We start from the raw sequence: 12629 nt of genomic DNA, 5'->3' as shown, positions 1-12629 counted from the left end.
AAGTATATCTTCTCAAAGAAACGCTTTCAAGTCTATTTGCTACCGAATCTTATGCGGAATTGACAGGCCATAATACTGATGCATCGCCATTTGATCAGCCTGCTTGATTTTTTGATGCTTGATTCGAGTCGCCGCTTTTTCATAAGAGCAGCCCAGCAGCTGAGCCGTTTCGATCAAGGCATCCAGATCCTCGCTGCTCAGTCTGATCGTGGCCAGCGGTGCTTCTTCCAGCCGATATTCGTTAAAAGTCGTCCCATTGGCCTGTGCCAAAGCCTCAGCAATCCGATTGATCTTTTTTAACAGCTGCCGCCCAACTGCCTCGCTGACGATCAGGGCCTGTTCTTGATCAACTGTTCTTAAGATATGGTCATCAATAGTCAAATAACGATGACTGATTGAATTAATCAGCCTAAATTGACGCTTACTCACGATATCCCTCTTTTACTGCCACCTGCTGAACAAACGTCGCTGTCAGATCAATTGCAGCCAGTTGGCGAGTTTTCACGAAAATATCATAAGCAAACGCGTTGTGCAAATTCAATTTTGATTTCTTTAGTCAAGCCAGCTGCGGCTGATATTTTTGGATCCGCATCCAAGTTTTAGATAATGAGCGTTTCTGGCTAAGTCATTTAAAAATGGACTATTTTATTATCAACTGCCCCAGCCGCTTTTCGTTTCAGCAATCAATTTACTTATGAAGTTTTTTTCAGATATCATTGTTTTTTCAGCTCGGTACTGTCTATTTATTCCCGTCAACAACCCTTGCCAACCGTCATTTTGCCCTAGTTGACCATTATTTTTTTGTCAATTCCGCTAATTATCGGTCAGTTGTCTTTACCAGATCCGAACTTCATGATTTCTTCAAATTTGTGGTTTAAGGCATTTTCTGCTAAGATAGCGGCAAATCTTTCAAGGAAAGGACCACCATGCTCAGGCGTGGCGCAGACCTATTTTTAAATGAAGTCGCCATCTACTATTCTTTTGTCTTACGTCCTTTGCATCGCGACACTTGTCTTAGCCAGTACCATTATCTTTTTTGTCCGGCGCCAGCTGCCTGCCCGCAGTCTAAAACACTGTCAAAAACTGGTCAATCATGAGCGGGCACTGCTCACGATGGGATTCGTGGCCTTCGCTGCCAGCTTGGGACTGTTTTTTATCAATTGTACCTGCGCGCTGTTGGCCAACGTTTTTTCAGAAGGCTTTATGATTCTGGCATTAATGACCACGATCTTGATTACGATTCGCAGCTCGTTTTAAAAAAGTCCTCGTTCCATTATTTTGGGACGGGGACTTTTTAACTGCCGCTGAGCATTAGAATTTACACTTACTAAAAATAAGTATAAACTGATAAAAAATCAAAAGCGAGGTTCTAATCATGAAACTTACCTTTACCCCTCAAGCTCAGCAGCGACTGCAAAAATACCTGCAGCCTGATTCCAAACTGATTCTGGATTTTGACGATGGCGTCGGACCGTTTTCAAAACTGGGCAACTGCTCTTTGGATGCCAATTTCAAGCTGATCATTGTAAGAAAAGACGCCAAGCTGCCTGATTTTAACGCCCAGCTTTCCTCAAATCTGGGACCAGTCTGGTATAAGGACTACACGGCGCCGCAGCTGGATGAGAAAATGGAGGTCCGCTTCAATCAAACTTATTTCACGATGCCTTTGGTCAGTGAGCAGCGCACGATGACGGACAACCTGGAGTTTTTGGATCTGCAGGAAGGCTTTCGTACTGAATCAGCATTTAATGGTGCCCACGACTGCTAGCCGCGATTTGCTTTCGGCTGATCCTGGTGCTGACGGCGATACTCTGAGACGGTTTTGCCGGTCCACAGCGAAAAGGCTCTTAAAAATGAGTTCAGTTCCTGATAGCCAAGCAGAAACGCGATCTCGTTCGTGGTAATGTCGGTGTTGCTTAAATAATGCACGGCTAAGTTTTCTCGCGTACTGTTAAGCTGTTTTTGAAAAGTCGTCTTTTCTTCTTTGAGCTTGCGCTGCAGAGTTCGCTTGGAGATTCCCAGCTCACGGGCAACGTCATCAATCGTCGTTTCACCGCTCGGCAGCAGTTCAGCTAAAGCACTGCGCACCCGGGCCGAGGCGGAGTCATCAATTTCAAGGTCGGCCAGGCGTTTGGTCAGCTCTGGCTCAAAATAGTTCCACATCGCCGCATTGTAGCTGATAAACGGCCGCTGCAGGTCTGCTTTGGAAAAACTGATCTGATTGGTGCTGCCTGATTCAAGCTTGATTCCTGCCAACGCAGCTAAGGCAGGATCAGCTTTAGCGGAGTTTAAGACCACTTTGACCGGCGTTACTTCCTGCTTTGTCGCACGCCTTAAAAGACCGATTAAAAAGGCCCATTCCGCGACCGCCAAAAACGCGGGAATCTTTAAGCTGGCATCCCCAGGCAGCAGCTCAACCGTAACTTGATCGGCTGATGACGTGATCTGATAAGTCATCGGACCGATCAATTTTTTATATTCAGCCAGCCTTTTAATGCACTGTTCGCCATTATGACTGCAGTAGGCGGCAAAAATCGGCGGTGAAAAAGTCTCAATCTGGTCTGCCGTCGCCATCTTTACTGCCAGATCATCCGTTGTCTTTAATTCATCAATCGCCTGCATAAAGCGATAGTACTGTTCCTCTTTCATGCTGATCGGGTCATGATTCAAAGTGTCTGCCGGCAGCTCTGCCTGGCGCAAAACAGCCTGAGGATCCAAGCCATAGTGCCGCAAGAGATCGTCATAGCGGCCGTCAATCAAAAAATAGTTCATTTAAATCTCCGCCTTTGCTTAACGTTTAGTGAATGACTATATGATACACGCCTATCCTGCCATAATAAACATCGAAACACGTCATCTATTTATCAATTCATGCCACTTTTGATAAAATCTCCTGACAGCTGCCACCCACTTGCCAATCAGAGCCCCGCGTCAGCCGCCATCGACTAAAGTCACGGGATTTCCGGCTAGAATTAATTAAAACAGCGCGGCATCAAGCTTTAAAAGGCCTGGTATCGCGCTGTTTTTTACAGATTTATTCTTTTAAGAAGTTGGGATCCTCATAAGCCGGGTGCGGGTAGGTATAAAATCCTTCACCGGCCTCGACGCCATAGTGACCGGCATCGATCATGGCCTTCAGCTTGTCGGCGATTGCTTTTTGCTCTGGCGTATCAGCATGAGAACTGAAAATTGCCCAAACCGTCCGCAGCCCAATCACGTCCATTGACATAAATGGTCCCATTGGCGAACCGGTTGAATTCATCCAGTCCTTGTCAATCGTGATCGGGTCAGCCACGCCCTTTCCCCAAAGGCCCAGCGCTGCGTTTAAGAATGGTACGGACAGCGCGTTCATGATGTAGCCGTGCTGTTCTTTTTTCAAAACGATCGGCAGCATCTTGATTCCCTTGGCAAAAGCCACGACTTCTTGAATTACTGCGGGATCGGTCTTGGCATTGCCAACGATCTCAGCCGTATTGAAGACCCAGATATGGTTGGCAAAGTGCAGATGCAGGAACTTTTCCGGCCGATCGACCAGTTGGACCAGCTGACTTGGCACGTAGGTCGATGAATTGCTGGCAATGATTGCTTCTTTTGGCAGGACCGAGCAGAGCTGTGCGTAGAAATCCTTTTTCATGTCCAGATTTTCTGGTACGGCTTCAATTACCAGATCGGCATCCTTAAATGACGTTTCCCAATCATTGGTAATCGAAACGATATTTTTCAAACCGGCATCAAACTGTTCATCGGTCAGCTTTAGGTCATGCTTATAAAATGGCCGCAGCGCCGCAATTCGTTTTTCGGCCCGTTCTGGATGCGGATTCCAGATGCGAACCTGATAGCCGCACAGCGCACTTTGATAGGCAATCTGACTGCCCAGCGTTCCGGCACCGGCAATCGTTACGTTTTTAATTGACATAATTAACAACCTCGCCTTCTTTTGATAGTTCAAAATGTATTTTTATTATAAACCCACTTGTGAATTTTTGAAAGCGTTTCAAACGATACTGGATGTTGATTATCGATTGACATTGTTGACTTTTTACTAACAATTCAAGTTTAACAAAGTTTGTGAAGAATAATTGTTTTTGATGCTGATACCGACCTGCAGTTCTATGATCCGGTTTTTATCCTAGGTACCTAGTATGATAGCGCCTGCTTTAGTCATGCGATGTGTTTAGCATCCTTGATATTGGTGGTGCCTGTCAGCAGAAATGCTTGCTGTTGCTGCACTGCCAAACAATGCTAACAGTGCTGGTTAGTCGGATTTAATTAGCCTTTTAAAAAAATTTTGACTTTTTTCTGATTTTTACTGGCATTTTCTAAATTATGTGTTAATATAATTAAGTACTTATTTGTTAAGTCATTCCGGCATAGCTCAGTTGGTAGAGCACCTGACTGTTAATCAGGTTGTCGTCAGTTCGAGTCTGACTGCCGGAGTAATCAAAACAGCAGCGTCTGAAGCGACGTTGCTGTTTTTTTGTATTAACCATCAGCAGCGGGCGGTAAATAATTATTAGCCAACTAAGTGTTCTTTTAGTATTCTTCTGATGCAACTTCTTGGTTTCAGCCATTTCGTTGGGAATCGGCCCCTTTTGTAATGTATAATCAATGCGGGATTCATTAGGCTTTTCTTAATGATCAGTGCCGCATTCAAAATTCAGTATTTTAATATAAGGGGAAAACTTCAATGCAGACACCAAGATTGCCAAAATACATAATGCTGTCCAGTTTTGCGCTTCTAACGGCAACCACCAGCCTGATTTTCAACGATCATGAAATCAAGGCTGACACTGCTGAAAATACGGCAGCTGCCGCCGTGAGCACAACCGTCAGCAATACCGTTGTCTTAAACAGCACCGCACAAACGAACGCCGCAAGCAGCGCGGTCGCCGATGATGCCGCTAGCCTCAGCGACTCTACCTCGTCAGCCGCCAGCGAGCAGAGCACCAGTTCCTCAGCCGACGTCTTGACTGAGGTCACGACACCGGATACCGGCAACGTAACCCAGTCCGATGCCAGCTGGACGTTAAAGGGACTTGGAAACTACACTTTTGCTCAAGTCGATTACTACAATGCTGATCAGACTGCCCAGCCAGCCGGTGAATTATCGATCAATGCCAGCGGTCAGCCGCACAGCTACTTTCCAAATGCTCAATATGCTCGCATTACGGTCAGCCGCGGCTCAGAAACGCTTTTTGATCAAACCTTTATCGGCGATCAGAGCTATCGATTCAAGCAAACGCTGCAGCTTCAGGCCGGCGATATCTTAAGCATTGAGCATGCAGAAGCCAAGACGCGCTACACCACCAATGACGACGCCACGATGAAGACCTCGGCTTTGGGTGATTTGAGCCGCTTCGTTTTTGTCGTGGCCAATAATCTTTCGTTAAAAAACATCAGCGACTATGCCTATCTGGATGCCAAGACCAAACAGCTGATTGATAATGGCGCGCTGGCTTTTGGCGCATCAGCCAGCGACGTTGCGACCCTGCAGAATCAGCTTGATAACCAGCAGGCTGATTTAACGACCGAACAAAGGGCACTGCTGCAGGCACGCCTGGATCAAGCTAAAGCACTGCTTGCCAATACCACCAACAGCATTAACGTTGGCCAGACCATGACCTACCAAGGCTTCGTACTGTCGCCTGATGCCAGCATTACGCAGACCAACAAGGAAGGCCGCTATATGGGAACCTACCATGATCGGCAGTCACTAGGCATGGTACTGTCGGATGGCGCTACGATCAAGATTCGGCGCATTGACAACGGCTACTCAGGCAGCGTTTCAATTCAGCTGATTGGCAATTCTTCTAAAAAGATCGTGACTCAATCAGTAGGTACCGACTGGGTCGAGATTACGGCCAATGGCGATGCCGCAGTTTTCCTGCGTACGCCTGAAAATGCGCAGACGACCGGACCGCTGCTGGAATACGAGCTAGTTTCCGGAACAGCCAAGGAACTGCCCGTCTTTACCGCTGACAGTGACCAGGCTGCCGTCTTAAAGCAATGGGACCAGAGCAAAGCCGCTTTTGCCTTGATGGATGCCAACAACATTGAGATTCTGATTCCTTATCAAGATATCAAAACGGTTAAAAATACCGATATGAACAGTCTGATTGATCAGTACGACAATCAGGTCTTCAAGCTTTATGATGAACTGACCGGCATCCCAACCAATACCGTTCGTGATCAGCCGGTCAAGGGACGCTATTTTGCCTTTGCCGATCAAGATGGAATCGGTGCTGCCTACTGGTCGGTCAACTACACGGCCGCCAACAGCAGCTCGATTGCTTCTTATCTGACGATCAACTGGCTGCCGCTGCATGAAATCGGTCACGGCTATGAAGTCCCAGCCAGTGATATGTACATCATCGACTCATTCAACAATATTTACGGTACGCTTTATCAAAGTCAATTCAACAGCAACTTCACTACTGGCAGCTGGATCTTCGGGACTTCCAAAGACAGCATCGTGCAAAGCGTGGTGGATTCAGTCCTGACCAAAAAACAGAGCTGGGCGGATCTTGGCTATCGAGAACGTCTCGTACTGTGGATGAATCTAGCCTACAACCTAAAAGGCACGGACGCGTTCGAGTACTTTAACATTGACCATCGCACCAATGCCGTTGCCGGAAAGACGGTCAACCAGATTGGCAAGGACTGGATCAGCGTCTATGCTCAGCACTATCAGCTTAACGTGACGCCTTTCTTTGAGACGATGGGCGTAAGCGTTGATGACGTAACGGCGCTCAATTCATTGAACTACCCCGCCGTAGCCATGCTTACTCAAGTCGTGCCGGACGATCAATTGACGGCGGTCATGCAAAAGCTGGGCTGGGATCAGGATTTTCTAAAGTCTAAAGTCGCGCTGATTACCAATGAGCAGCTCGCACAAACCGGCCTGACCAGCCACATTGTCTTAAATCTGACCAATGCCGACAAGCTGATTGGCTCTTCCATCAAGCTGATGAACGGTACGCAGACGATCGCGACGATTCCAGTCACCTCAAGTACGGTTGATCTGGGAACGCTGGCCAATGGAATCTATACACTGACTACTGACAATCCAAACGTCAAGCTGACTGATCAGTACCTCTACGTTAAAGAAGATGCGACGGTCAATGAAGCCGTTGCATCATCCAGCCAGATTCTGCCAAGCATTGCCAGTCTGTTTACCGATGATACCTATCAAAAGCTGGCCGATACTGCCACGGTTGAGCTGATCAACAATGCACGCAGCATGCTTGACGACCTGCAAAACGAGACGATCAAAAACGCCAACGAGCAGCTTTTGGAGCGCGCGGCCAGCCAGATCGATCAATGGGAGTTTAATGGCTACGGCGGCTCATTTGCCTCCTACCGCTATTTGAATAACGACGGCACGCTTTTGGCAACCTTTACCAATCGCCAGCCGAATACCAACTATGGCGCCAATACCTACGTTACGGTGACGGTGACTGACGCCAATGGCAATCAAACCTACCAAAAGATCTTCTATGGCAACGTTGCTGAAACTGCCGGTACGACCGAAATCAAGCTTAATGCTGGCGATATCTTGACGTTTGACACTCATGACGGCATGCAGCTGGTCGCGCCGGAAAGTCTTAAGGGCAGCAATTCGCGCAAGTTCGTCTATGAGGTTACCAAGAATCTGCATCTGCGGCTGGCTGGCACCAATTCCCAACCAATCATCACCGCTCCAGCTAAGGTCACGATCAAGCAGGGGAGCACGTTTGACCCGTTGGCAGACGTTACGGCAACCGATGCTGATGATGGTACGATTACGCTGACTGCTGCCAACGTAGCCGGCACGGTGGACGTCAATACGCCTGGTACCTACTCCATTACCTATACCGTTACCGACAGCGATGGTGCACTCAGTGAACCGGTCACGACAATCGTCACGGTTGAAGCAGTTAAGACTCAAATTACAATCAATTATGTTGCTGACGATCAAAACGAGACTCTAGTTGCCAGCCAAACCTTAACTGGTGATATCGGTACTACGCAGTCCTACACGATCAGCATTCCAGAAAACTATGAACTGGTCGGAAGCAATCTGCCGGCGGACGGCTTACTGATCTTTAATAAGCTGCCGATTACCTACACTATACATTTAAAGACCGCGGTGAAGGCATCTGATACGCCTGCTGATCCTGGGTCCAATACACCGAGCGATTCCGGTTCGCAAAGTGCTGCTCTCCCTGGCGATACCCCGGCTGATTCAAACAATTCGACCGCTGATACGCCAAGTGTGCCTGATTCCAGCAGTTCAGCCGATACGCCTGCTGATCCTGGGTCCAATACACCGAGCGATTCTGGTTCGCAAAGTGCCGCTCTCCCTGGCGATACCCCGGCTGATTCAAACGGTTCGACCGCTGACAAGCCAAGCGTGCCTGATTCCAGCAGTTCAGCCGCTGATACGCCTGCTGATCCTGGGTCTAATACACCGAGCGATTCCGGTTCGCAAAGTGCCGCTCTCCCTGGCGATACCCCGGCTGATTCAAACGGTTCGACCGCTGATAAGCCAAGCGTGCCTGATTCCAACAGTTCAGCCAATACACCTGCTGATCCTGGGTCCAATACATCGAGCGATTCCGGTTCGCAAAGTGCTGCTCTCCCTGGCGATACCCCGGCTGATTCAAACGGTTCGACCGCTGACAAGCCAAGTGTGCCTAATTCCAGCAGTTCAGCCGCTGATACGCCATCCCCATTGGTCATTACCGACAATTCAACTAACCCGATCGTTGCTATTGATCAAATATCTGCCGCCAGCACCTCAAACCAGCCAGCTAACCAAGCCACCGCTAATCAGCAGCTGCCACAAACTGGCAATAAAAATTCGGCTTTGCTTGGTTTAGGGCTTTCTGCTTTAGCCGCCATGCTGGGAATTGGTGGCAAACGATTGAAACGGGATTAAAAACATTAATAATTCAACCCGATATGAGTATTTATTGATATTTTTAAAGCTTTGTATAGTCTTTCTTTAAATTATACTCATTTACCTTATTCTATAGGCTTTTCATTCTGCTAGAATCTTCAAATAGCGTCATACAGTATCAAATATTTTCCCATTTTGTCCCTTTTTTGTCCCTTGGGAAACAACCGAATTTGGCATCAAAACTAACAATGAATCAATCTGTCGGGCACGGCCGTTACCTCTTAGGTAACGGTTTTTATTATTTTTCGCGAGCTTTAACGTTTCTGTTCAGTGGAACAGTTGTCCGCGGATCCGGATTGACTCGTGCCCACCGTGACTGGTTGATCACGCTCATGGCCATACTCAACCGCTGCTTCGTTGTCATTGGCTGCTTCATCAGCAGCTGCTTTTGCCGAGCGGCTGGCGCGTTGTGCTGATTATCCAGGACCGTCACCGCCATGTGCATGACATCAGATGCCGATGCGGGGCGCAGCTCATTAGTCTTGTCGCGCAGATAACGGACTTGGAAATCTGGAATCAAATGCTGATCCAACGCTTGCCGATTAAACTTTTGAAACTGGTTGTCGTCAAACTTAACCAAGCTTTCCGTCCCAGTCTTAACGATTGTACCACCGCGACCATTCGGCATCTGTACTCGGCGGCCAAGCAGCGGATCGCGCGCATGATCATATGCAGAGGCAATCTCTTTTAAGACGCCTGCGCGGTCCTTATTATCAAAGACCCATAGGGAGCAGCCCTTTTCATCACTGGTAATGCTGGCTAATGATCCTACCTGATTATCCAACCACTGCAGCATCTCATGATAGTCAGGCGATCCATTGGCATCAATATCAAGCCGATACTGAAAATCGTCCGCATAATCTGAATCCTTGGTCAGATCCACGCCTTTTAGTTTCATACGGCTGGTCTGCAGCTTCTTAGCGACTTCATTAAATTCTGGTTCCATTTTAATTACTCCCTTACGCGGTTTCTGCAACCGCCGACTTGCTTTTGGGGCTGATACGTTGCCATACTGCCCATTGACAAATTCGTGCACGAGCTGCTTATAGGCGTCCTGGCCCAATGACTGCTGCCGGTGCTTGATAAAATCACCAACGTTTTCGCTGGTCATTTCAAACGATCGTGCTTTCAAAGCATCGTTCCAATCCTTAAACTGATCAGCCGGCTGGTCAAACAAAATCTTCATCTTGCGCAGTTCCGGATGCGGATCGGCATTGGCCGGCTGCAGAACGGTCTTGGCTCTAATCATACCCTTAAAGCCGGCGCCGTCATTATCCATGGCTAAATGCAGCTCATCAGGTATGCCATACTGCTTGATGAACGACTCGATCGTTTTGATCTTGGTTCCTGCGCCATTCAGACTGATAAAGGTTTTCTCGCCTTTTATCTGCGGGTGCAGATTGTAGAAGGACAAGGCGTCAATCGGACTTTCAAAAACATACAGCTTTTTAGTCCCGCTGCCATCATTGGCACTAAAATGAAACCCAAAATTTTTGACAGATCCCTTGGCAATCATTTTGCGTGTACCCCGCTTGCCAAATTTCTCATGATCAATCGTCGTTCCCTGGACGTCGCCGCCGACTTCTTGATGCTTTGGGTTCTTCCAGGAGAAAAACAGATCGCCATTGTTAAGTTCGCGGACTAGCCCTTGTTTAAACAGTGCCTCAACCAGCTGCGGATTCAATCGCCGTTTGCCAACCAGATAGTTTTTAGCCTGATCATGCCGAGCATGGCCACGCCATTTTTCTGGCTCATAGGGTTCGGCCTTAACCTCATGGACCTCTGCCTTAGCCAGCTCTGGCGCCATTTTTTTCAGCTCATCAAAAGCTTCCTTGGCTTCCATGTTTTCGTAGCTGCGCAAAAAGTTGTAAAGGTTGCCGCCGACTGCCTGGCTGTTCCAGTAGAAGGTCTCATAGGGCTTTTCTTTGGTTACGCGCGTATCCACGACCAGAGAGTCATGATCGCGCAGCCGCAGGTAGTATCCTTGCCGTTCATAGGGAATGCCCTTGACGTCCAGATATTTTTGGATTGATTGCCGACACAGGCGATCCGTTTCCGTTAATTCTGCCATACTGATCACCTCAAGACTTCACGCTGCCGGCTGACGACTGCTTTTAGACGTTCCGGCCGAAAACCGGACCACTCTTCGCATTCCGTTACCACAATCGGTACCGAACGATAGCCCTTGTCGTGCAAGCTTTGCGCATACTGCGGGTTTTCGCTGACGTTGATATTCAGGAACTTGACATGATGACGAATCAGAAACATCGTTGTCATCTTGCACTGCGGACAATCTGGCTTGGTATAGACTTTAATCATAGAAACTTCCTCCTCTTCTTTTCTTGCTTTTATAGCAATCTTAGAAGAGGACGGCTGAATTCGTATCTTTGGCCATAGTAAGCAACCTCGTTCCAAGGTTGAAACGAGGTTACATTAGATTCGTTAAAAATAGAAGCTAACAGAAAAAGGCCAGCCATCTTTGACTGACCTTTTTTATCGATTTTTAATGTCTTGGCGACTTTTGGGGTTTGGGAGGAATCTTGGGCTGGTCTTTCTGATGAACCTGCCGGCCATATACCTGTTCAAAGGCCATCGTATATTCATCCATAGCATTGCCAAACGTATCAACCAGATAGCCTGGCGTACGTTTGAATTCTCTCAGACCTTGAATATAGAATGGACGATCTTCATCGGCGATGATAAATGGCATGGTTTTGTTTCGGCATCGTTCCTTGAAAAGAAGAATGCGACCAACACGGCCGTTGCCATCGCTAAATGGATGAATTCGCTCAAATTCATAATGAAACGCGGCATAGCTGTTCAAATCCGTTTGCGGCGCTTGGCTCCAAAGCTCCAACAAATGTTCAAGCCGTTGTGGTACTTGATCAGCCGGTACGGTATTCACCGTCTGCAGCTGACCGATTATATTATTGCGACTCTTGAACTCACCAATTGGTTCTTGAAGTCCTTTTCGACTGATGGTTCCTTGTTTTAGAATACCTTGCAGTTCTTTTATATAGTCCAAAGTCAACGGCTGGTCAATCGTATCCAACATAAAATCGAACAAGCGAAAATGGTTCTGCGTTTCAATGATATCGTTGGCTTTGATTGGATCCCCACTTTCAGCAAAAACCGTCCCAGTGTCATACAGTTGCCGAACTTGGGCCTCGCTTAACGCTGACCCTTCCATATGATTGTTGTTGTAAGCAAAAGCAACCTGCGACCATTCATACAGTCCTTGCGAAAAATGCTGACTTCTTTCTTGCTTTAGTATTTTGACGGTATCGACTTTGGCCATAAATTTCGATCACCTTCCTGATATTTTTAGCTTAACAGTTTCTGAGTTTGCTGCAACCTCGTTCCAAGGTTGGAACGAGGTTAACTCATAATGATTCTAAATAACATGGAAAGAAAAAGGCCAGCCATCTTTGACTGACCTTTTTTGATCTTATTGACGTGCCAGTTTATGCCGATTCGACAGCCGTTTAGCTACAATCAGCCGCTGAATTACCGGCTTCGGCTCCGGTTCGTGAGCCAGAACCAGTACGCAGTTAATCTGATCCTGCAATGACAATTGCTGCTCTGCTTGTCGCCAGGCGTTAGCGTCGGCATTCATGCCCGCCTGAGCAAACTCAAGCTGCAAAAGGCTTAGATTCCGCAAGTGCAAATGATCGCCACCCTTTCTATA

10 protein-coding genes and 1 tRNA gene are annotated in these 12629 nt (G+C 47.5%); 4 read left to right on the top strand and 7 right to left on the bottom strand.

Going from position 1 to position 12629, the window contains the following annotated elements; translation table 11 throughout:
- Positions 1 to 39 precede the first annotated feature (39 nt).
- Positions 40 to 429, bottom strand: coding sequence for a hypothetical protein (locus ABC765_RS05350; protein WP_347980880.1), 390 nt, complete (start codon positions 427 to 429; stop codon positions 40 to 42).
- Positions 430 to 957: 528 nt separating this feature from the next.
- Here ABC765_RS05350 and ABC765_RS05345 point away from each other — a divergent pair.
- Positions 958 to 1257: a hypothetical protein gene (locus ABC765_RS05345; RefSeq protein WP_347980879.1), complete on the top strand. Its 300-nt coding sequence runs from the start codon at positions 958 to 960 to the stop codon at positions 1255 to 1257.
- A 118-nt stretch (positions 1258 to 1375) separates the two neighbouring features.
- Positions 1376 to 1768 (top strand): iron-sulfur cluster biosynthesis family protein, encoded by a 393-nt coding sequence (locus ABC765_RS05340; RefSeq protein ID WP_347980878.1) that lies wholly within the window; start codon positions 1376 to 1378, stop codon positions 1766 to 1768.
- Here ABC765_RS05340 and ABC765_RS05335 read toward each other — a convergent pair.
- Both ABC765_RS05335 and ABC765_RS05330 read right to left on the bottom strand, forming a co-directional pair.
- The gene (locus ABC765_RS05335) at positions 1765 to 2772 is read right to left on the bottom strand and encodes an AraC family transcriptional regulator ligand-binding domain-containing protein (protein ID WP_347980877.1); all 1008 of its coding nucleotides are present in this window, start codon (positions 2770 to 2772) and stop codon (positions 1765 to 1767) included. The two genes, ABC765_RS05340 and ABC765_RS05335, sit on opposite strands and share 4 nt — an antisense overlap.
- Before the next feature lie 262 nt (positions 2773 to 3034).
- Positions 3035 to 3916, bottom strand: coding sequence for a 3-hydroxyacyl-CoA dehydrogenase (locus ABC765_RS05330; RefSeq protein WP_045025363.1), 882 nt, complete (start codon positions 3914 to 3916; stop codon positions 3035 to 3037).
- Positions 3917 to 4364: 448 nt separating this feature from the next.
- Between ABC765_RS05330 and ABC765_RS05325 the strand changes: the two genes are divergently transcribed.
- Positions 4365 to 4437 (top strand) — tRNA-Asn (locus tag ABC765_RS05325).
- Between the two features lie 250 nt (positions 4438 to 4687).
- Positions 4688 to 8920 carry a putative mucin/carbohydrate-binding domain-containing protein gene (locus ABC765_RS05320; protein ID WP_347980876.1) on the top strand — a complete coding sequence of 1411 codons (4233 nt, stop codon included), beginning with the start codon at positions 4688 to 4690 and terminating at the stop codon, positions 8918 to 8920.
- Positions 8921 to 9179: 259 nt separating this feature from the next.
- On the opposite strand, the gene ABC765_RS05315 is transcribed toward ABC765_RS05320, so the two are convergent.
- The 4 genes from ABC765_RS05315 to ABC765_RS05300 all read right to left on the bottom strand — a co-directional run bounded on the left by ABC765_RS05315 (position 9180) and on the right by ABC765_RS05300 (position 12608).
- Complete coding sequence (locus tag ABC765_RS05315; protein ID WP_347963605.1) at positions 9180 to 11012, bottom strand: toprim domain-containing protein; 1833 nt, start codon at positions 11010 to 11012, stop codon at positions 9180 to 9182.
- Positions 11013 to 11017: 5 nt separating this feature from the next.
- Positions 11018 to 11260 carry a glutaredoxin-like protein NrdH gene (gene nrdH / locus ABC765_RS05310; protein ID WP_347963604.1) on the bottom strand — a complete coding sequence of 81 codons (243 nt, stop codon included), beginning with the start codon at positions 11258 to 11260 and terminating at the stop codon, positions 11018 to 11020.
- Positions 11261 to 11444: 184 nt separating this feature from the next.
- Positions 11445 to 12239 (bottom strand): Fic family protein, encoded by a 795-nt coding sequence (locus ABC765_RS05305; protein WP_347963603.1) that lies wholly within the window; start codon positions 12237 to 12239, stop codon positions 11445 to 11447.
- A gap of 150 nt (positions 12240 to 12389) precedes the next feature.
- Positions 12390 to 12608, bottom strand: coding sequence for a hypothetical protein (locus tag ABC765_RS05300; protein WP_347963602.1), 219 nt, complete (start codon positions 12606 to 12608; stop codon positions 12390 to 12392).
- Positions 12609 to 12629: the final 21 nt, after the last annotated feature.

It is taken from the genome of Limosilactobacillus sp. WILCCON 0051 (genome assembly GCF_039955095.1).
GTDB lineage: Bacteria > Bacillota > Bacilli > Lactobacillales > Lactobacillaceae > Limosilactobacillus > Limosilactobacillus allomucosae.
This window is presented reverse-complemented; position numbering and strand designations above follow the sequence as displayed.